Annotated in this window: 21 protein-coding genes and 1 tRNA gene; 16 read left to right on the top strand and 6 right to left on the bottom strand. The window is 48.9% G+C overall.

Annotation, left to right across the window (positions count from 1 at the left end; genetic code table 11):
• Positions 1-120 precede the first annotated feature (120 nt).
• The 5 genes from NGM62_RS15660 (at position 121) to NGM62_RS15640 (ending at position 4,111) form a co-directional block, all read left to right on the top strand.
• Positions 121-879 carry a YebC/PmpR family DNA-binding transcriptional regulator gene (locus NGM62_RS15660; RefSeq protein ID WP_262249199.1) on the top strand — a complete coding sequence of 253 codons (759 nt, stop codon included), beginning with the start codon at positions 121-123 and terminating at the stop codon, positions 877-879.
• A gap of 114 nt (positions 880-993) precedes the next feature.
• The gene (locus tag NGM62_RS15655; protein WP_262249198.1) at positions 994-2,298 is read left to right on the top strand and encodes an MFS transporter; all 1,305 of its coding nucleotides are present in this window, start codon (positions 994-996) and stop codon (positions 2,296-2,298) included.
• The gene (locus NGM62_RS15650; protein WP_262249197.1) at positions 2,295-3,023 is read left to right on the top strand and encodes a (Fe-S)-binding protein; all 729 of its coding nucleotides are present in this window, start codon (positions 2,295-2,297) and stop codon (positions 3,021-3,023) included. The genes NGM62_RS15655 and NGM62_RS15650 overlap by 4 nt, the downstream gene beginning before the upstream one ends.
• 30 nt (positions 3,024-3,053) lie before the next feature.
• Positions 3,054-3,956, top strand: a complete 903-nt coding sequence (locus NGM62_RS15645; RefSeq protein WP_262249196.1) for a sugar phosphate isomerase/epimerase family protein — start codon at positions 3,054-3,056, stop codon at positions 3,954-3,956.
• Positions 3,957-4,025: 69 nt separating this feature from the next.
• A tRNA-Leu gene (locus NGM62_RS15640) sits at positions 4,026-4,111 on the top strand.
• 235 nt (positions 4,112-4,346) lie between these two features.
• Here NGM62_RS15640 and NGM62_RS22275 read toward each other — a convergent pair.
• Together NGM62_RS22275 and NGM62_RS15635 are read right to left on the bottom strand one after the other, a co-directional pair.
• Positions 4,347-4,565, bottom strand: coding sequence for a PIN domain-containing protein (locus NGM62_RS22275; RefSeq protein ID WP_390937642.1), 219 nt, complete (start codon positions 4,563-4,565; stop codon positions 4,347-4,349).
• A 53-nt stretch (positions 4,566-4,618) separates the two neighbouring features.
• A complete protein-coding gene (locus NGM62_RS15635; RefSeq protein ID WP_262249195.1) occupies positions 4,619-4,846 on the bottom strand; it encodes a hypothetical protein in 228 nt (75 codons plus the stop codon).
• A gap of 497 nt (positions 4,847-5,343) precedes the next feature.
• Between NGM62_RS15635 and NGM62_RS15630 the strand changes: the two genes are divergently transcribed.
• Positions 5,344-6,219 carry a DUF6443 domain-containing protein gene (locus tag NGM62_RS15630; RefSeq protein ID WP_262249194.1) on the top strand — a complete coding sequence of 292 codons (876 nt, stop codon included), beginning with the start codon at positions 5,344-5,346 and terminating at the stop codon, positions 6,217-6,219.
• 41 nt (positions 6,220-6,260) lie between these two features.
• Here NGM62_RS15630 and NGM62_RS15625 read toward each other — a convergent pair whose 3' ends face one another.
• From NGM62_RS15625 to NGM62_RS15615, 3 genes are read right to left on the bottom strand one after another with little or no spacing between them, the layout of a single operon-like run.
• On the bottom strand, positions 6,261-6,644 hold the full coding sequence (locus NGM62_RS15625) for a nuclear transport factor 2 family protein (protein ID WP_262249193.1): 384 nt from the start codon (positions 6,642-6,644) through the stop codon (positions 6,261-6,263).
• A gap of 13 nt (positions 6,645-6,657) precedes the next feature.
• The gene (locus NGM62_RS15620) at positions 6,658-7,578 is read right to left on the bottom strand and encodes a DsbA family protein (RefSeq protein ID WP_262249192.1); all 921 of its coding nucleotides are present in this window, start codon (positions 7,576-7,578) and stop codon (positions 6,658-6,660) included.
• A gap of 5 nt (positions 7,579-7,583) precedes the next feature.
• Positions 7,584-7,964 carry a DoxX family protein gene (locus tag NGM62_RS15615; RefSeq protein ID WP_262249191.1) on the bottom strand — a complete coding sequence of 127 codons (381 nt, stop codon included), beginning with the start codon at positions 7,962-7,964 and terminating at the stop codon, positions 7,584-7,586.
• A gap of 145 nt (positions 7,965-8,109) precedes the next feature.
• Between NGM62_RS15615 and NGM62_RS15610 the strand changes: the two genes are divergently transcribed.
• The 4 genes from NGM62_RS15610 to NGM62_RS15595 all read left to right on the top strand — a co-directional run bounded on the left by NGM62_RS15610 (position 8,110) and on the right by NGM62_RS15595 (position 12,799).
• Entirely contained in the window at positions 8,110-8,475 is a 366-nt protein-coding gene (locus NGM62_RS15610) for a winged helix-turn-helix transcriptional regulator (protein ID WP_262249190.1), read from the top strand.
• A gap of 238 nt (positions 8,476-8,713) precedes the next feature.
• Positions 8,714-9,652, top strand: a complete 939-nt coding sequence (locus NGM62_RS15605; protein WP_262249189.1) for a hydrogen peroxide-inducible genes activator — start codon at positions 8,714-8,716, stop codon at positions 9,650-9,652.
• A gap of 38 nt (positions 9,653-9,690) precedes the next feature.
• On the top strand, positions 9,691-12,021 hold the full coding sequence (locus NGM62_RS15600; RefSeq protein ID WP_262249188.1) for a TonB-dependent receptor: 2,331 nt from the start codon (positions 9,691-9,693) through the stop codon (positions 12,019-12,021).
• Between the two features lie 4 nt (positions 12,022-12,025).
• Positions 12,026-12,799, top strand: a complete 774-nt coding sequence (locus tag NGM62_RS15595; RefSeq protein ID WP_262249187.1) for a DUF4249 domain-containing protein — start codon at positions 12,026-12,028, stop codon at positions 12,797-12,799.
• Between the two features lie 17 nt (positions 12,800-12,816).
• On the opposite strand, the gene NGM62_RS15590 is transcribed toward NGM62_RS15595, so the two are convergent.
• On the bottom strand, positions 12,817-13,425 hold the full coding sequence (locus NGM62_RS15590) for a polysaccharide deacetylase family protein (protein ID WP_262249186.1): 609 nt from the start codon (positions 13,423-13,425) through the stop codon (positions 12,817-12,819).
• 51 nt (positions 13,426-13,476) lie between these two features.
• Here NGM62_RS15590 and NGM62_RS15585 point away from each other — a divergent pair, with 51 nt between their 5' ends.
• From NGM62_RS15585 to NGM62_RS15560, 6 genes are all read left to right on the top strand, one after another.
• Positions 13,477-14,862 (top strand): TolC family protein, encoded by a 1,386-nt coding sequence (locus NGM62_RS15585; protein WP_262249185.1) that lies wholly within the window; start codon positions 13,477-13,479, stop codon positions 14,860-14,862.
• 30 nt (positions 14,863-14,892) lie between these two features.
• Positions 14,893-16,254, top strand: a complete 1,362-nt coding sequence (locus NGM62_RS15580; protein WP_262249184.1) for an efflux RND transporter periplasmic adaptor subunit — start codon at positions 14,893-14,895, stop codon at positions 16,252-16,254.
• A 56-nt stretch (positions 16,255-16,310) separates the two neighbouring features.
• Entirely contained in the window at positions 16,311-16,670 is a 360-nt protein-coding gene (locus tag NGM62_RS15575) for a hypothetical protein (RefSeq protein ID WP_262249183.1), read from the top strand.
• A gap of 126 nt (positions 16,671-16,796) precedes the next feature.
• Entirely contained in the window at positions 16,797-17,321 is a 525-nt protein-coding gene (locus tag NGM62_RS15570; RefSeq protein ID WP_262249182.1) for a ferritin, read from the top strand.
• A gap of 122 nt (positions 17,322-17,443) precedes the next feature.
• The gene (locus tag NGM62_RS15565; protein ID WP_262249181.1) at positions 17,444-20,164 is read left to right on the top strand and encodes a TonB-dependent receptor; all 2,721 of its coding nucleotides are present in this window, start codon (positions 17,444-17,446) and stop codon (positions 20,162-20,164) included.
• Entirely contained in the window at positions 20,164-21,132 is a 969-nt protein-coding gene (locus tag NGM62_RS15560) for an NAD(P)H-quinone oxidoreductase (RefSeq protein WP_262249204.1), read from the top strand. The genes NGM62_RS15565 and NGM62_RS15560 overlap by 1 nt, the downstream gene beginning before the upstream one ends.
• The last annotated feature ends 38 nt before the right edge of the window (positions 21,133-21,170 follow it).

The following is a 21,170-nucleotide window of genomic DNA, read 5'->3' as shown; positions in this document are numbered from 1 at the left end:
TACCGATAATGGTGTATTTTTTTAGTTCATATCCTATGGGTGGGACAGCCCCCATGCTTGGCGTCTGTGGGAATAAATCACTATATTCGGGCTTTTTGGTTAATTAAAGCAAATTTATACATGGCCGGACATAGTAAATGGGCAAATATTAAGCATCGGAAAGGGGCGCAAGACAAAAGACGGAGCAAGTTATTCAGCAAGGTTTTAAAGGAGATATCCGTTGCCATCAAAGAAAACAACGGCAATGGCGACCCCGAGACGAACCCGGCATTACGGAACGCGCTCTTAAATGCGCGGGGTGTCAACATGCCCAAAGAGAATATTGAAAGGGCGATCAAGAAAGCTACCGGAGCGGAGGCCGACAATTACGAATATATATCTTTTGAAGGATACGGCCCACACGGCATAGCTTTTTTTGTGGAATGTATGACCAATAACACCAACCGCACGGTTGCCAATGTAAGGGCGATATTCAATAAAAACAACGGGTCTTTGAGCACGAACGGCTCTGTAGAGTTTTTATTCGATAGAAGTGGGGTTTTCACCATCGACAAGGAGGGCTTAACCTGGGATTTGGAAGAGCTCCAATTGGAGTTGATAGAAGCGGGAGCTACGGCATTTGAAAATGAAGACGATATATTTACGGTTTATACAGCGTTCAGCGACTTCGGAAACATGTCGACCAAGCTGGAATCTCTGGAAATTGAAGTTAGACATGCGGATTTACAGCGCATACCTTTAACTACTAATGAGTTGCCTCTGGAGGAAGCTAAAGATATCATTAAGTTAATAGACGCGTTCGAAGATGATGACGATGTCCAGAATATTTTCCACAACCTCGAACTTACCGACGAATTGGTGGAGCACCTGGAAGGATAAGGACAAGGTAGTTAACTTGGCAGGCCCAGCAGGAACCTGTTTGAACGTAAGAAGGGTAACTATCTTAACTAAACGCACGGATTTTATTTCTATCTTAGCCCTCTCAACACAAGGATGGCAATAGCGAAAAACGATAAATCCACCATACGTGCGTGGGCCATGTTCGACTGGGCCAATTCGGCTTATAACCTGGTCATCACCTCAACCATATTTCCGGCTTATTATACCGCGATTACATTTACAGAAGCTTACGGCGACCGCGTTACCTTTTTCGGGGTGCAAGTGGTCAACACCGCATTGTCGAGTTTCGCTTTGTCTGTGGCGTACCTCATCATGGCACTGGCATTGCCCATATTGTCGTCGGTGGCCGACTTCAAGGGTAATAAGAAGGCATTCATGATGGCCTTTACTTACCTTGGGGGTATCGCATGCATGGGACTATTCTTTTTTAAGCTCGAAACACTCGAATGGGGGATCATCTGCTTCACGTTAGCGGCCATGGGCTATGTGGGGGGCGTATTGTTCAATAACTCCTACCTACCCCAGATTGCCACGGTAGACCAGCAGGACCGTGTAAGTGCGCAAGGCTTTGCATATGGCTATATCGGTTGTGTCATCATCCAGGTCATCTGCTTTGTGTTTATCCTCAAACCGGAGTGGTTCGGAATCACTGACCCTAGTTTCCCACCGCGCCTGTCTTTTTTGCTGGTGGGGCTGTGGTGGGTTGGCTTTGCACAGATACCTTTCGTGAAGCTACCCAAAGACCGGCGGAATAGCGGGCGTGTAACGAGGCATGTGCTGCGCAAGGGGTTTGCCGAATTGCGTGATGTGTGGTTACGGCTTCGGGAAATACCGGAAATCAAACGGTTTCTCCCAGCCTTTTTCTTCTACGCTATGGGGGTCCAGACCGTGATGATTGTGGCGGCAGCATTCGGTGAAAAAGTACTCCGCTTAGGCGCACCCAAGCTGATTGGCACCATATTGCTCATTCAGCTCGTCGCCATTGGCGGAGCTTACCTAATGTCATTGTTGGCACGGTATATCGGGAACGTCCGCGTACTGATGCTGGTGGTCTGCGTATGGATAGGGATATGTGTTTCGGCCTATTATATCCACCACGAAGTGCAGTTTTACGTGTTGGCGGCGTTGGTGGGGCTGGTGATGGGCGGTATACAGTCCCTATCGCGATCCACCTATTCCAAGCTGCTGCCCGCTGATGAAACCGACACCGCCTCCTTTTTCAGCTTCTATGACGTTACAGAGAAGGTGGCCATTGTTATCGGACTATTTTCATTTGCCCTCATTGAGCAGGTTACCCACAATATCCGGTACTCGGCATTGAGTTTAGGCCTGTTTTTTGTAATGGGGTTGATACTGTTATTTAGGATGCTGATGTTAAGAAAAACCGCTGCCGCATGACCGTCGAGTTGTTTATCCCCTGCTTCATAGACCAGCTGTTTCCCGAAACGGCATTCAATACCGTGAAGGTACTGGAGAAGGCGGGGTGCAAGGTGGTCTACAACCCCCAGCAGACATGCTGTGGCCAGCCGGCATACAATGCGGGTTTTTGGGATGAAGCCAAAACGATCGGCACCAAATTCCTTCATGATTTCTCAGACGACCGTATAATCGTTGCACCCTCAGCGTCTTGTACCGGTATGGTGCGAAACGGTTACAACGATCTTTTTACAAATACCATGGTGCACAATCGGTGCAGGTCGATACAAGGGAATATCCACGAGCTGTCGGATTTCCTTGTGAATGTGTTGAAAAAGGATTACTTTGGTGCTGAATTGGAAGGGCGTGCCGTGTACCACGACTCCTGTTCGGGGTTGCGCGAATGCCATACCAAGGAAGAGCCCCGGCAATTACTTAGCAATGTGGCAGGCCTGGATTTGGTTGAGATGCGCCATACCGATACCTGTTGCGGGTTCGGAGGCACGTTCGCCGTTAAGTTCGATGCGATATCAAGTGCCATGGCTGAGCAGAAAGTATACAATGCACTGGAAATGGAAGCAGACTTTATCATCTCTACGGACAGTTCTTGCTTGTTTCACCTCCAGGCATATATCGATAAGCACAAGCTGGCGATAAAAACCATGCACTTGGTGGATGTGCTGGCCAGCGGATGGGCAAATATTTAAGCAGGGAGTCTAACTAAATTCAACTATAATATGACTAATAGAAGAGTATTTTTGAAACACCTCGGGCTCGGTGCTCTGGGATTATCAGTAGCGCCCGCGTGGGCCAGCTCGCTGACCGCTACGGCGGGCAATAAGTTATTTTTCGACATCTCACTGGCCGAATGGTCATTGCACAAAACACTGTTTGGCGGGAAGCTGGATAATCTAGATTTCCCCAAGGCTGCTGCAGAAACATTCGGTATCCACGCGGTGGAATATGTAAACCAATTTTTCAAGGATAAAGCGAACGACAGCGCTTACTTGGCCGATTTGAACCGGCGCGCTAAGGACCACGGCGTTAAAAATGTGTTGATCATGGTGGATGGTGAAGGCCCACTGGGATCCACCGACGATAAAGAACGCATCCAGGCCGTGGAAAACCACTATAAATGGGTTGAGGCCGCCAAGTTCTTGGGCTGCCACGCCATACGGGTGAATGCTGCCGGCAAAGGTACGCCGGATGAAGTAAAAGCCGCTGCGGTAGACGGGCTGGGCCGGTTGAGCGAATTTGCTGCGAAGCACGATATCAACGTAATCGTGGAAAACCATGGTGGCATATCGTCGCACGGCGACTGGCTGAGTGCGGTGTTGAAAGGGGTGGGCAAACCCAACTGCGGCAGCCTGCCCGATTTCGGCAACTTCTATGAGTACGACCGCTACCAGGGTGTGAAAGACCTGATGCCTTTTGCAAAAGGCGTGAGTGCTAAGTCCAATGTGTTTGATGCCGAGGGCAATGAGGCCAATATCGATTACTGGCGGATGCTTAAGCTCGTGAAAGATGCAGGTTATCGCGGCTATGTTGGGATTGAATACGAGGGTAGTGAGCTGAGTGAGGAAGAGGGCATTAAAGCCACCAAACGGCTGCTGGAACGCGTAGGGGCGGAGCTCGGTTAGTTTGTAAATTATAATTGCATATAAAAACGAATTTATCTAAGTTTGCGGTCTCTTAAAAGAGACCATGTTGCCTGGATGGTGGAACTGGTAGACACGCAGGACTTAAAATCCTGTTCGCCCTAAAGCGAGTGCGGGTTCGATTCCCGCTCCAGGTACGATAGCCCTCTTTACATTACGTAGAGAGGGTTTTTTGGTGTAAATGAGGGGTGTGTATCCTTTTTGTTTTCATTACAAAAGCAACCGACGTCCATAAAGAAAGGTTTGAGAATGCAGTTCCTAGAATTGGACTATTTATCTTTGGATTTTAGCCGGTTATTTGGGCTACAAGATTTATTTTTACATGAATATGTTGGGCAGTGAGGCAGACTCCGCAGGTAATTTACAATGAACTTACATGAGTGCGATGCCTGGGAAATATTGGAAGTCTTTTTTATTCAATGTCAACACAGGCAATCCGTAGTGCAATGCAGTAGCGGCGATTAGTGTATCTGGAATACTTGGTTTGTGGCTTAAGCTGTATTGTTGAAATAAATCGATAAAAACATCACTTATTTCCCTTGTAATAGGGAGGATTGTGTAATGGTCTATATGTTTACGGATGTGACGCATTTCTTGCTTATCATTGCCACGATAAAGCTCAATGAGAACATTAGTGTCAAAAATTACCAAGAAGGCCAGGTTTTCGAACGTAATTCATTAATAGGAGGGAAATCGGGAGCCTTGCCGAACTCGCTCAACAACGATTCGGCAGAAACTGTCTTTCCTTTGGGGACCTCCGCTTTAGTCATCGCCTCTTCTTCTTTTTGTTCTACACGAATCCCTAACTCCTTAGCTAAAGCTAAAATCTTCTCCAGTTTGGATTTGCTATTTGATTTTAAAGTCAGCTCCATATTAAACAAAGATAGCCATCATGGTTTAAATATACAAAATAGTGAGCAACGTAACGATGAAATAGGCTATGCATGCTGGAGTTACACTTTAACTCATTGAAAGTGTTTGTTGATGCCTAGTATACCCTCATAATCTTCCAAAAAGTTCGACATTTCGCACATTCCCTGTACCGACCCGCTTTACGACATTGTAAGGCGGTTTTTTTGATACCCCGGCCCGCCGCACCGGTAGTGCAATGCAGTAGCGGCAATTAGCGTATAGATCGACAAAAACATCCCTTACTTCCCTTGTAAATAGGCAGTATTGAAAAACGCACTTCCCGTCCCAGGGAGAAAAGTTGCTGGAATGGCTGACAAATATGGCGGAACACTGGGTGTGTATTTGCAATCTATTGAAGATTATAGCCTGAGGCTATAGAAATTATAGCCAAAACGGATGATAGTGAAAGGTTTTATGGTGTAATATTGGCGGACCAGAATAGAAGACCATGAAGACCATGAAGACCATAAGAAAGAGGAGGACCGGGGTTTCCGGCAAATGCCTGCTGTACGGAGCGCTGTTATTTCCGTTTGCGGCATTTTCTCAGCCGGGCCTTGGCACCGGGGGCACATCCACGGAGAATTACGTGCAGAAGACGGTTTACCTGGTTCCTCTTGGTTCGGCACCGTCTAACCCTACTGTGGCACAGGCGATGCGGGACATCACGTACTACGACGGCCTGGGCCGTGCGGTGCAGGAGATCGGAGTGAGGGCCTCTGGGGGCACGGGCTACAAAGACGTTGTTACCCCGATTGCCTACGACGGGTATGGGCGGCAGGACAGGGACTACCTGGCTTACGCGACGGCCACGGGTGCGGGGGGTGCTTTCAAGCCGGGAGCCGTTGCTGCGCAGGGGAGTTACTATTCGAGCGGTTCGACGGTACCCGCTGGGCAGTCGGCGACGGCTTATGCGTCCGGCCCGCGTGTCTACGAGCCGTCTCCGCTGAACCGTGTTGTTGAGCAGGGCTTCCCTGGGTTGGCTTGGCAGCCTGCTGGGAGCCGTGGGACTACGGGCCGGACGGTTGCCACGGAATACGTGGGCAACAACACGCTCGGTTTCAGCGATGCGGGCACGCGGCGTGTGCTGCGCTACCGGGCCACGCTGAACAGCAGCGGCGTTCCGGCGCTTGCCCTGGACGGGGTGGCACGCCGGTGCTGCTGTCGCGGAACACGTACAACGAGGTTGGGCAGGTGCGCACCAAGGGGCTTTCGGGCGAGGAGAGCAGCGCGGGTATGGACTTCGGCCAGGCCATCACCTACAGCTACAACGAGCGAGTTTGTCAAGAGGGAACAGAAATGGCTACTGGAAATGTTTGAAATCAATTTTGGGTGACCCAGCGAGAAAAACACAAGTATGCCTGAAATTCAGGATGGCTATTGATTGATTAATTCGGACGTGGCAAATTCCTCCATACGTTTGATTAACCCATTCTCTATCGTATAAACCTGCACCCATTTCTGCTTGAGTTCCTTTCCGGTCCGTTTTACCTTCTGGTGCTCATTTCCGAGTACAACGACCTTGTTGTCTTGCACAATGTATTGCTCAGGTTCGAATTTGATTATCTCTGTTCCACTAAGAATATTCATAAAAAATTTCCGAGCGCCCGCTTTACCCCTATATTCACTTTTCGGAATGATCTGCGTTCCATGATACACCCATACGGTATCTTCTGAGACCGTTTCCACAATTTTGTCCACATCGCCCAAAGCAAAGGCCTCAAACATTTTATCTACTACTGATTTTGCTGTATTTTTCATCTGTATGAATTTTTTATAATCTCTCTTTCGTCCACAACTGGCCGTTTTTGGTGCTTAGTTTGTCTATTTCGCCGCCTTTTGCCAGACCATCCAAAATGTCTTCAGCTTGCTGAAAGGAAACCTCACTGAAATCCGCGAACTCCTTCGTAGTCATGGAATTGAATCTAACAAACAGGCTCTTCCAATCAGTTGACACGGATTGTTTTTGGATGCCTTTGTCCATCTGTTTCAAAGTATGCTCAAATTCTCCGTAGGGTTTCATACCATATACTTGCGCTGTAGCACCTTCGCTATTGGTAAGAGTAAAAGAAGGGAAGCCCCGAACGCTCATTTTTTGTGCGAGTACTAAATCCTCCTGAAAGGCCTTTTTCGCATCGCCTTCGTATTCCGTTTTTAGTTTGTCAGTATCTAAGCCTACAGCAGCAGCGGTTTTTTCGAGGTTTTTCCATTTTGCAATGTTTATGCCACGCACGTACAAGTCTTCACGTATCTTACGTAAGAAACTTATCGCTTTCTCTTCATCTTGCATCTGGGCAGCTTTGAAAGCAATGGAAGCAGGATATGATGAATGTGGTGGGTCTTGGAGCCAAATATCGCCATTTACAGGAATTTGGAAATGCGCACTCAGTTGGTCGGAGTGAGAAGCTAATACCGTTGGGTTCACACCAGTGCCTAAGGCTTCCCAACTTGGGAGCAATCCACCCATATGGTATTCAAAATCGATCGCATCCCCATATTCCAATTTTAGCTTTCTAAGTGTGGGCTCCACCCCCCAACAGGCAGAACAAATCGGGTCTGAGAAGTAAGTAATTTTAATTGGCTTGTTTATACTTTGCGTATTGATTTCTCCTTTTCCTTCTGCGCCGGGAATTTCACATATTCCGGTGACCGGATCACACATCAAGGGATTGCTGTCGTCTTTATTAATTGTCATTATTTTTAAGATTGAATTTGCAGTTTAAGATTTTCTAATTTGCTGAAACTATAGTAGGACAACGCCAGCGCTACAATCGAAAAGATAAGAAAACCATATGCATTGTAATCTTTTGCGACGTGTGCGATGATTGCAGAGACCAAATTGATGGTAAACCCGGCATATGCGAAGTTTTTGACCCCTCTGGGTACGAAAGGAATAATCAGTGCCAAGGCACCCAAGAGTTTGGCTATAGCCAGCTCTATCCTGAAAAAGTCTTCTGTAAATCCCAGCCCGGCAAAAGCACCTTTTATTTCAGGAGCGGTTAAATAACCGTATGCGCTAAAAAGCATTGCTGCAGAAAAAAATCCGGTGCTTACCCAATAGATTGTTTTGTTTGTTTTCATTGTTTTACACGTTAAATATAATGATACAAAAGTACGCGGCACCTAGTATACTTTAGCTATGGGTTTCCTGTTGGAAAGTAGTTTCATTTAGGAAACTAATGAGATGTTTTGTATTTTTGGATTGCAAATAATGACATAGAATACGATGAAAAAAGAAGCGGTTTTAAACAGTAATCAGCACTGCCAGACTCGGATAAGGGCAATCAGCGATGCGATGGAAGTTCTTTCCGGCAAATGGAAGTTCCATATTCTTGGCACTTTAACTCGGGGAGACAAGTTACGTTTTATGGATTTATTGCGAGAAGTGGAAGGTATAGGCACAAAAATGCTCTCGAAAGAGCTGCAGGATCTGGAGATGAACCACTTGATAAGTCGTACCGTTTTAAATACGAAACCTGTTACTGTTGAGTACGAAATCACCGAATTTGGAAAGTCATTAATTCCAATTATTGATGAAATAGCGAAGTGGGGAATTGCTTACAGAGCGTTTATCTACGGCAAGACCGATTGATATCGCTGAACGCAGCAAACTGGGGAAGGAGGAGAATGTTCCATCTTCAAAAGGATTGCCACTTACAAGTGTTCGTACAGGTTAACCTAAATCATCCCGAAGCAATCGGGATAGCTTGATTGGCATCACACTTGTAGTGACAGGCGAGGCAAGGAGGTGCGGGATGGGCTGAATAAGACGACTACGGCCCGAAAGCTGAACTAGCTTTTTCTTATCTTTGCTGCAATTTCAATAAAACATGACGCTTGTACAACTGGAATATATCGTTGCTGTAGATACCTACCGGAGTTTTGTGGCTGCTGCCGAAAAATGCTGCGTGACCCAGCCCACGCTGAGCATGCAGATACAGAAACTCGAAGAATCAATCGGTGCCCGTGTATTTAACAGAAGCAGGCAGCCCGTTGTACCTACCGAAATAGGGGTGGAGATCATCAAGCAGGCCCGGGTGGTGCTTACTGAAAGCCGCAAAATAAATGAGCTTGTGCAGCTAAAGAAAGGTGAGCTGGAAGGCGAGCTGCGGATCGGCGTGATCCCTACCATAGCGCCCTACCTGCTGCCGCGCGTATTGGGGAACTTCATGCGGAAATTCCCCAAAATACAACTGCAGATATGGGAATATACCACCAACAAAATCGCCCAGCAACTGAAGCTGGGATTGCTCGATTGCGGGGTGCTGTCCACCCCGGTATATGACCAATCGCTGGTGGAACGGCCACTGTTTTACGAGCCGTTTGTGGCCTATATATCTCCGAAAAGCGCGCTCGTGGAAAAGAAGGAAGTAACCGCTGAAGATGTGTTGAGCGATAAGCTCTGGTTACTCACTGAAGGCCACTGCATGCGTGGGCAGGTGCTGAATATCTGCCAACGGAAACGGAGTATGGACCCCCATGGTACATTTGAATACAATACCGGCAGCGTGGAAACGTTGAAGAGGATGGTGGATAGCAACTCGGGTGCTACCATCTTGCCCGAATTGAGCGTAGCGGATTTCGATGAGGACCACCTCGCCCGGGTGCGCTATTTCAAGGCGCCCGAGCCGGTGCGGGAGATAAGCTTGGTAACAACTCGTAATTTCTTGAAACAGAAAGCGATCGATGCGTTAGAAAAGGAAATTATTGCCTCCGTCCCGAAAAAGTTCAGGTCGAAAAAGGAAAAATACGTGATGGAAATCGATTAGGTCGCCGACCGGAAACTTGAAGTAACCCCATACCCGCTATGCAGTTTTGCAGATGTTCTATTTTGCTCTTCCTCGTGTTCATCGGTCCGGTGGCACCCCTTTTCTCACAAACGAAACACACCATCAGCGGGCACATACGCGATGCGCAGTCGGGCGAAACCCTCATCGGGGCCAGTATCCGGCTTGGTGCAGATCCGGCAGTAGGTGCACGCACCAATAACTACGGTTTCTATTCGCTCACGCTGCCGGCCGGAAGCTATACCTTGGTGGTATCGCACGTAGGCTACCGAACGCTGGAGATACCCGTGGAGCTTGCTGCCGATACTGCGGCAGATATCGAGCTGCACAGCGGTGAACTGCTGCAGGAGGTGGTCATTAGCCAATCGGCAGCAGATGGGCAGGTCAAAAGCCCGCAGATGGGACTTACCCGCGTGGATATGAACGAAATCAAACACGTGCCGGTGCTGATGGGCGAGAAAGATGTGCTGAAAACCATCCAGCTCCTGCCGGGGGTACTATCCGGCGGGGAGGGGAGTAGCAATTTCTTTGTGCGGGGTGGTGCTGGCGACCAGAACTTGATTTTGCTGGATGAAGCAATGGTGTACAACGCGTCGCACCTATTTGGCTTTTTCTCGACATTTAATTCTGATGCGATTAAAGACGTGAAGCTATACAAAGGCGGAATGCCCGCCCAGTATGGCGGGCGGTTGGCATCGGTGCTCGATATCACCATGCTAGATGGAAACAAAAAGTCGTTCGGTGCAGAGGGGGGCATCGGCCTTATCGCGTCGCGGCTGAAAGTGGATGGGCCCATTGTGGAAGACAGGGGCTCATTTGTGGTAACCGGTAGAAGGACATACGCAGACCTGTTCCTCAAGCTTTCCAGCGATGAGTCCGTAAGGAATAGCCGCCTGTATTTCTATGACCTCAACGCCAAGGCCAACTACAGGCTCGATGAGCGGAACACGCTCTATCTTTCCGGATATTTCGGCAGGGACCTGATGGGGTACTCCGGCCTCTTCGGATTCGACTGGGGCAATGCCACAGGTACGCTGCGTTGGAACCGCGTGTGGAACAGCCGTTGGTTTTCGAACACGACGGCAGTGTACAGCAATTTCAATTACAACGTCAATATTGAAAGCGACGACCTTAACTTCGTGATCGCATCGCGGATCCAGAATTATAACCTCAAGCAGGATTTTCAGTTTTTTGCAACGAATAAAAGCACATGGCGCTTCGGCTTCAACCTGCTCCACCAAGGGATATCGCCCGCGCGGATCGATGCTGATGAACAGACATCTGTTAATAGCTTACGCCTCGAAGACCGGGCAGGGCTGGAACTGGCCGCATACCTCTCGCACGAATGGAAACCCACGCCGCAGCTGAGTGTGATTTATGGGCTCCGCCTGGCCAACTTTGTGCTTTTGGGCCCCGGAACGTTTTACGGGTACGACAACGAAGGCGACGTCGTGGATACCCGAATTTATGAAAAGGGCGAGGTGGCACAGCACTACCTGAACTTAGAGCCCCGCTTGTCGCTAAGCTACCAGCTGCAGGCAGATAATAGCCTGAAGCTGTCGTACAACCGTAATGCACAATACCTGCACCAATTAACCAATGCCACGGCGAGTTTGCCCACCGATACCTGGGTGATGAGCAGCAATAACATCAAGCCGCAGCTGGCAGACCAGGTGGCGCTGGGCTACTACCAGAATTTCAATAACGACCGGTATGCGTTTTCGGTCGAATCGTATTACAAATACATGGAAAACCAGATAGATTACCGCAATGCCGCTGACTTACAGGCAAATGAATACATCGAGGCGGAACTGCTATATGGGGTAGGACGCGCCTATGGTGTGGAGCTGTATTTGAAGAAGCAGCAGGGCAGGCTCAACGGGTGGCTGAGCTATGCACTCGCAAAAAGTGAGCGCCAATTTGACGATATCAACGATGGCAATTGGTTCCCGGCGCGGCAAGACCGTACCCACGACCTGTCGGCAGTGGCCATGTATCAGCTTTCGCCACGCTGGAATGTATCGGCCACATTCGTGTACAGTACCGGCAATGCGGTGACATTCCCCAGCGGAAAGTATACCGTGGATGGACGTACGTTATGGTACTATACCGAACGCAATGGCTACCGGATGCCCGACTACCACCGGCTGGACATCGGCGCCACCTGGGAGTCGGCAGCATCCAAACGATTCCAAACAAGCTGGACATTCGGCATTTACAATGCCTACAACCGTAAAAATGCATACATCATCGATTTCAGGGAAAATGAGGCTAATCCGAACATTACGGAAGCCTACCGGATAGCGTTGTTTGGTATCATCCCATCGATTACCTGGAATTTTAAATTTTAAGAAGATGAAACAGGCTTATTTAATCATATTGATTGCCGGCTTTTTTTCGGTATCATGCGAAGATGTTATTGATATAAACCTGAATGATGCCGATCCGCAGCTCGTCATCGTGGGTACGGTGTCCAACCGGTCGTACGAACAACGCGTTACCCTGAGCCGCACCGTGGCATTCGATGTGTCCGAGCCGTTCGATCCGGTGTCGGGTGCAACGGTTACCGTATCGGACGGGCGTGGCCAGACGTTCCAATTTGTTGAACGTACGCCCGGAGTTTATGTAGCCAACTTCAGGGGGCGGGAGCGGGAGCGATATGAACTTTCCGTGCAGCTGGAAGGACAGGTATATACCGCAATATCAACCATGCCGCCGCTGATCACGGCGGATTCTATCGGGACCGGGGTGAGGACATTATTCGGCGAAGAACAGAAATTTATCAGTATCCGGTATGCCGACCCAGCCGGTATGCCGAATTACTACCGATACCTATGGCGTGTAAACAACGGAGCGATGAAAATGCTGTATGTAACTCAGGATAAATTTAACGACGGCAGATACGTGAGTGAAGATTTGGTCGATTTCGACACCGACCTGGTGGCGGGCGATTCGGTGGTTGTACGGATGCAGTGTATCGATAAAGCCGCGTTTGATTTCTGGAATGCGGTGCAGTCGACCAACCCCGGTACGGCCGCACCTGCAAACCCGCCATCGATGTTCGGTGCGGGCGCACTTGGCTATTTCAGCGCATACGCTGAGTCTGAGATGCCTACCGAGGTACAATAGACAGCGGGCCGGGGTGCCTACAGCACCCCGAAACCGTAACCTTGGCCAAGCCAATGCTCGATGGCGCGGGGCAAGGTGTAGGTGATACGGGGCGTAGCTTTGATGTTGTCATGGAAAACAACGATAGACCCGTTTTGTGTGTGCCTAAGGACATTCAGTAAGCATTTATCAGGGCTCAGGTTGACATCGAAATCTCCGCTTAGCACGTCCCACATAATGATCTCGTATGCCTGCCGTAGCTGCTTGTATTGCGAACGGCGTGCCCGCCCGTATGGCGGGCGGAATAAGTTGGTGCCCGTTAGCTGGTGGCATTGGTCCACGTTCCGCAGGTAGATATCGTCGGGTGTCTTCCACCCGTTGAGGTGGTTATACGTATGGTTGCCGATGCGGTGGCCGCTTTCCAACAGGCGCTCGAATAAATCAGGATGTTTTTTTATATTTTCGCCAACGCAGAAGAATGTAGCCCTGATTTGGTAGTTTTTCAGCGTATTTATAACGAACGGTGTAACATCTGGTATGGGACCATCGTCAAAGGTGAGAAAAATGCGCTTTTCGTCCCGGTTTCGATGCCAGGTTAGCGTGGGGTAAAGCCACGGCAGAATAATCGGTGGGCGGACAGTATACATAGACGTTTACAAAAGAAACAAATAAACATCATATAACCTACTTGTAGCTACATGAAGAAAAGTTTCCCATACCTCATTTATATGATAGCCGGTTGGTGCTTGGTACTGTTGCTGCCATCTCATGGCGCTGCGCAGAAATTGGTGACCCTCCGGGGAGCCGTTTATGAAGCACTCGACAAAAACCTGCAGGTGAAACAAGCCCAGTTCCAGGCCGCGCTGTCTCATGAAGACCTAAAGCAAGCAAAGAGCCAGTTTTACCCTACGCTGAATGCCGACGTAAGTGGGAGCATGCGGTTCGGACGCTATTTCGACCAGTATACCGCCCAGCTTGTGCCTTCGGTAAATACCGCTAGCGCCGGCATTTCAACGGATATACCGATTTTCCAAGGCTTCCAGCGGATTAACCAGATTTTGGCGAACAAGAACCAGCTCGCGGCCGACCAAAGCAATGTGGAGAAAGCAAAAAACGATCTGGTGCTCTCTGTGGCGACAACCTACCTGGAGGCGCTGACAAATGAGGACTTGCTTACGGCGGCCGAACAGCAGTTGAAGCTATCACAGCGGCAGCTGGAAGTGGCCGAAGCTAACTATGACGTGGGCAACAGCACACTTGCCGACCTTTCGCAAGCGAAAAGCCAGGTGGCAACGGACGAGTTGAACGTTACATCAGCCAGCAATGCATTTGAACTCTCGATGCTGAACCTCAAACAGCTGATGGAGATGGACCCGGGCGAAGACATCATGCTCGAGAAACCGGATATCCAACTGGTTGAAAACACCATAGTGGCTTACGATGCCGGGGAAGTGTTTGCAACGGCAGTGGCCGTACAGCCCGACATACAAGCCGCAGAGCTATCCACCGAGGTGGCCAAGACCAATATCGCTATCGCCAAAGGGGCATATTATCCCTCGTTGGGGTTCGGGGCAGGTTATAATACCAGCGTTTCTTCCGTGGCGTCGAGGGTTGTGGGAGTCGACGCGAACAACGAACCGATTTACGAACGTGTGAAATTCGGCGAACAGCTGAAAGAGAACGAAAGCCCATATATTGGGTTGAGCTTACGTATACCCATCTTCAATAGATTCCAGACCAAGACTAATGTGAATAAGGCGAAGATAAATTATCAATATGCACTGACAAATGAACAGCTGGCGAAAAATAACCTGAGTAAGATTATTGCCCAGGCGGTGCTTGATCTCCGCGCAGCGAAAATGCAGTACCAATCCACAGGAACGGCTTTCGTGTCGGCAAAAGACGCGTTTGAAGTCATCAACCAGCGATTTGAGGTGGGACTGGCCAATTCGGTGGAGCTGTTTACCGCACAGACCACGATGAACCGGGCAGAGTTTGATCACATCCAAGCGCGGTACAATCTGCTTTTCAGGAGTAAGGTGATCGATTTCTACCTGGGCAACGAGATAAATTTTGAAAACTGAACATATACACAACCAAATCATAGATAAACTATGGCAAAGAAGAAAAATACGCTTAAGTATGTATTAATCGGTGCAGTCGTCCTGCTGGTATTCGTGATCATCGCCAATAAAATGGGCTGGATCGGCCAAGGCGATGTCATCAAAGTGGCAACGGACAAAGTGGAGAAAAAAACGGTCAATGAGCAGGTGTCGGCCAGTGGTAAAATTCATCCCGAGGTAGAGGTCAAGTTAAGCTCCGAAGTGTCGGGCGAGATTGTAGAGCTCAACGTCAAAGAGGGCGACGTAGTGAAGAAAGGCCAGATCCTCTGCCGTATACGGCCCGATATATTACAGTCGGGATACGAGCGGGCGGTAGCTTCGCTGAATGCCCAACGGGCCAGCCTGGCAATGGCCGAGCAACAGCTCAAGCAGCAGGAAGTCAACTTCGCCAATACCGAAGCAAATTTTAAGCGGAATAAGGAGTTGTATGACAGGAAGGTGATATCAGCAGCTGAATTTGACCAAGTGCGGGCCGATTACGAGAGTGCACGCGCGGTACTGGAAGCACAACGGCAAAATGTGATGGTTACCAAGTACGGTATCGACCAGTCTGAGGCTTCGGTGAAAGAAGCCGGTGACAACCTGGCCCGCACAACGATTTATGCGCCGGTAGATGGCGTGATTTCGCTTTTGCAGGTAGAACTCGGCGAGCGCGTGGTAGGTACAGCACAAATGGCCGGAACCGAGATTATGCGTATCGCCAATATGGATGCCATGGAAGTTGTAGTAGAAGTGAATGAAAACGATATCAACCGCGTTGCGCTAGATAACGAGGCCTCGATAGAGGTGGACGCTTTCCAAGGGCGGAAATTCAAAGGCTTAGTCACCGAGATCGCTAGTTCCTCTACCACAGCCGCCACGGCTACCAGCGCCACGGCAGGTACCGACCAAGTGACGAATTTCAATGTAAAGGTGCGTATACTGCCCGATTCTTATGCCGACTTGCTGAAGACAGAACTCGAAAATCCGTCGCCATTCCGGCCGGGACTGTCCGCCACCGTAGATATCCACACCCAAGAAGATACCGGGCTGGCGGTTCCCATCCAATCGGTTACCACACGTGAAGCACCGGGCAATAACGCCGACACCACCGCGCGCGATACGGCCCGATCAAATGCCCCAGCCCGTGTAGGCGATAAAAAGACAACCGAATATGTATTTGTATATAACAACCAGGATAATACCGTGAAACAAGTGGCCGTTACGACGGGTATCCAAGATGATACCTACATCCGTATCCTTTCCGGGCTCAACGAGGGCGAAGAAGTGGTATCGAGGCCGTTCAATGCCATCACCAAAACATTGAAAGATGGCAGTAAAGTGGAAAAAGTAGATAAGAATAGCCTGTTTTGATTGATTATAAATAATAATCTGTATATTCGCCTCCGATTAATGATCCGATGTAAACGATGGTTTGTCCATTAGCTAATTTCGAAGAGGTATTTAAAACGGAGCATGGTGCTGTATATCAGTGCAGTAGGCAGAATTGTTATTGGCTGGATTTTGCCGGTGCTACCACGGCATTCAAGGTGAATGATTTTTTCAATTTCAAAAAACGGATTGACGCCATCGACTTGTCGGCGATGATTATAGATCCATCACGTACTGCCGATTTTACCATCGTTATGCCTTTCCGCACACCCCGCTGCTATGTGCTAGATATCAACGGTGTGTTGAATCTCCGCGAGCTGCTGGATGGAGCCAAGTTCATGATCGAGCTGAATAGCGTGGTCAGTGCATGCCTCCAAGTCACCTCCCACGGGGCCTAGCCGTAATTTAGACTGAATTCGTATTGCTTTTATCCTGTGGTATTTACCACATAGTTTCCGTATTTTTGTACTATGGAGCCGGGTAAGTCGGCACCAATGTATTAGTATCAGAAAATAGATAGTATTATGAAAGATTTATTGAGACTGAAGACTTCGTTGAACGAGGAAATCGAAGCCATATTGAACGCACAGATAAAAATGGAAGCCCATGCTTCCTCTGTTTACCTCGCTATGTCGGCTTGGTGTGACGACCAAGGCTACGATGCCAGTGCCACGTTTTTCTCCGAACAATCGGAAGAAGAGCGGAAGCATATGATGAAACTTTTCAACTATGTGAACGATCGCGGGGGCAAGGCGATTTCGCCCGAAATTACCAATATACCCGCCGACTTTGAATCCTTCCGTTCTGTATTTGAAGAAATGCTGGAACAGGAAATGCATGTGACCCAGCAGTTTAATATCATCGCTGATAAATGCATCAAATTAAAAGACTTCGTGACCTTCCAATTTATCCAATGGTTCCTTGAGGAACAAATTGAAGAAGAATACGTGGCACGCCGAATCTTGGAAATGTTTGACGTGATCGGCGAAGAAGGTATGGGCCGCTGGGAAATAGACAAGCACATCCCGAAGGTGAAATACGAAGGATAATCGCTGTAAAATAGTAAGAGAGTCAATCGGGCTGCCTTTTTTGTAAGGTAGCCCGATTTTTTTTGCACACATACGGATTATGTACTATCTTTCGTTTTTACTTCATATACGCTCACGAAAAGTTGCCGTCGATAACGCCACATAAGCTCCTCGTTTTCGCATTCCTTTTTGTATCGTTGCAGGCCTTGGCACAACACCAACGAAAGGAAATAAGCGGCCTTGTCATCGATACGGCCGGAGCGCCCCTGCCGGGAGTAAACGTGAGGCTAACAACCATATTGGATACCATGCTGGCTGTGAGCGGCGATGGTGGGCAGTTTCACTTTGCCAATATCATCGGCCCGGAATTCAGATTGAGCTTCAGTATGATAGGCTATAAAATATTAGACAGGACATACGCTGCAAACTTCCCCGGTTCAACCATGCAGTTACTACCCGTTGTATTGCCACCGCAGCGCACATTGCTTGCAGAGATTGTCATCAATAGGGTACAACCCATCGTCATCAAAGAGGATACCGTGCAGTACAACCTCGATGCGTATAATATCCGGCAAAACTCGTTGCTGGAAGAGGCACTGAAATTACTTCCCAACGTACAGGTGCGGCGCGATGGCAAAGTGATTGCACACGGTAAACCGATCAGCAGGGTGCAGGTGGATAGCAAGAATTTTTTCGGTGGTGAGGTGCTGACGGCCACCCGCAATCTCCCCGCTGAGTTTATCCAATCTATCCAAGTAATCGACTATTACGGGGATATGGCCAACGCAACCGGCGTGAAAGATACCGAACCCGAGAAAATACTCAATATCGTGCTGAAAGAAGATAGCAAGCGTATCATGTTCGGCCAAGTAACCGGCGGCGGTGGTACGCAAAACCGTTATATTGGCAGTATGGGGCTGAATAACTTTAACGATGGCCAGGAGTTTTCGATATTGGGCTCTTTCAACAATACCAATACCAGTCTGTTTAGCTATGGTGCACCAACGGGTGGGGGCACCCGCGATCGGGGGAATGTAGACCTTACCGGCATGACCGACCCGGTAGACGGCGTGAATACAACCAATTCCGCAGGGATAAGCTACTCCGACGACATTTCAGACAAGGTTAGCGTTTATGGGAAATATACGTTTACCAACCGAAAAAACCACACGGTGGGCAACTCGGTGTTGACCAGTCATTTCGATTTTTATGAGATCGTAAACCAGGAAGAGCGCGAACTGGTTACCGACAATGTCAACCACCTGATGGCGTGGGATGTCGAGGCCCAATTGGATAGCCGTAATTATTTGAAAATAAGCCCGAGTATATCTTATAGTACCGTAAACTCGACCAACCACAGTAACGATACAATTAAAAATAGAAACATTATCAGCGAACGGGTTTATCAGGCTTCGGATGAAGTTTCTACACCCAATTTTGATATGGATATCCTGTATTCACGGGCTTTTGATAAACCGGGCAGGAAATTCTTGCTCAACATGCAAGGCAAATATTCCAAAAGGGATAAATTGGAGGATATAAACGATTATTTCGAGAGCATCAATGCGTATTCGGGGCAGCCCGTCCAAGAGGATGCATATATGCTGAGCCAGCAGATAAACAGCCAGAACCAAAACCGGGTAGGTAGGCTCAAAGCGTCGTTTGTAGAACCGATAGACAAGTCGAGTATATTGGAAATTGGCTATGAGTATAACTACACGGCGATAGATAGCCGGCGCAGTGTTTGGGATACCGATGGCGGATTGTTCGTCGATTCGTTGAGCGTAGATTACGCTTACTTCTTCGAAAGTAACCGGGTGGGCTTGAATTACCAGATGGAGCAAAGCAAACGGTTTAAGTATACCTTAGGGTTTGCCGTTCAGCCGCTGCTCCTACAAGGTCATATGGTGGATGCCGACACACTGATACAGCATCGAAACGTCAACCTGATCCCGAGCGCCGGTTTCAGGTTCCGTATCAGCGAAGAGAGTGAACTCTCCGTAGAATACCTCGGCACCAACAACCAGCCCAATTTTTCGCAGATACAGCCTATCCGCGACCTGTCCAACTCACAGAATATCATCATCGGAAATGCCGATTTGAAAGCTGAATTCATCAGCCGGATAACGACCCGCTTCCGCCAAACAAAAATGGGTAAAAACCAGTTTTTCGAAGCACAGCTCGCATTCAACAAGATACAAAACAAAATTGTGACCAGCCGCTCCAATCCGACCAGTACCGTGCAGGAAACAAGTTTCCGGAACTCCAGCGGCTATTTTGATGCACGTGGGTATTATATGTTCAGTACGCCCGTTATAAACGGCGATTTCCAATTGAACCTCAACGGTACAACAGACTACGTCAACAATATTTCGTATATCAACGACGAAAAGAACTACGGCCGCAACTTCATTTACTCGCAAGCCGTGCAGTTGCGCTTCATGCTTGAAGACATTATTGAAACGGAACTGAATACCAGCTACACCTTTAACCATACCCGTTATACGTTGCGTAACAGCTATGGTATAAACGCCAACTCATTCTTGGCCGGATTAGCGGCAAAAACATACTTATCAGACAATTGGGCATTCGGTTTCGATTTGTCCCATCGCCTTAACAACGGTTATAGCCCTTACATGAATGTAAACCCCACCTTGCTCAATGCCTATTTGGAGTGTACGTTCTTGCCCAACAATATGGCCTTGCTGCGCTTCCAGGGGTTTGACCTATTTAACCAGAATACCGGCGTTACCCATGAAATTATCGGCTCTGATGCACTGTTCACGCGCAACAATAGATTGGCAAGGTATTTCATGGTTTCGCTCAATATCCGTCTGCAAAAATACCCGTCAAAAAAATCGTGATGAACGCAATAGTGATTTCCGCCCCCGGGCCTGCCAGCAACCTAGTGCTGCAACAGTGCCCCACACCCGTACCCAAACGGCATGAGGTACTGATAGAGGTGCGTGCCGCAGGTATTAACCGACCCGATGTTTTCCAACGTAAAGGGAATTATCCTGCGCCCCAAGGTGTGGTGCAGGATATACCCGGATTGGAGGTAGCTGGAACGGTGGTGGCTTGCGGAAGCGAAGCACACCGATGGCAGCCCGGCGACCGTATATGTGCGCTGCTGGCTGGCGGCGGCTATGCTGAATATGTTACCGCCGATGCATCCCATTGCTTGCCGGTGCCTGACGGCATGGACTTCCGTGAAGCAGCATGCCTGCCCGAAACGGTGTTTACCGTTTGGCATAACCTGTTTCAACTGGGGAAGCTGCAACGTGGCGAAACGGTATTGATACACGGTGGGAGCGGGGGAATAGGCACCACGGCCATCCAGCTTGCCCGCCACTTCGGTGCCCAAGTGTATACTACTGCCGGCTCACCGGGGAAATGCGAATTCTGTGTAGAGCTGGGGGCCACAAAGGCTATCAATTATAAGGAAGAAGATTTTGGTGAGCTGCTGCCCGCGCGATCCGTCGACGTGATTTTGGATAGTATCGGTGGGCCGTATTTTGAAAGGAATATGGCATTACTGGCCGACGATGGCCGCCTGGTGTTTATCAACGCAATGGAAGGGCGGCAAGCGGCACTCGATGTGCTGGCAATCATGCAACGGCGGCTTACCCTTACCGGCAGCACGCTACGCAGCCGGGCCAGCGATTTCAAAAGTGCACTCCGCGAATCGGTGGAACAGCAGGTGTGGCCACTGGTGGAGGCTGGTAGGCTGCGCCCGCTGATCCACGAGGCATTCCCGTTGACGCAGGCATCTCTTGCCCATGAACGAATGGAATCAGGCGAATTCATAGGCAAGCTGGTGCTCGATATCTAACGTAGATTGATTTATTAAAATTATTGTAATAAATGAAG

It is taken from the genome of Parapedobacter soli, assembly GCF_025460835.1.
GTDB classification, from domain to species: Bacteria; Bacteroidota; Bacteroidia; order Sphingobacteriales; family Sphingobacteriaceae; genus Parapedobacter; species Parapedobacter soli.
This window is presented reverse-complemented; position numbering and strand designations above follow the sequence as displayed.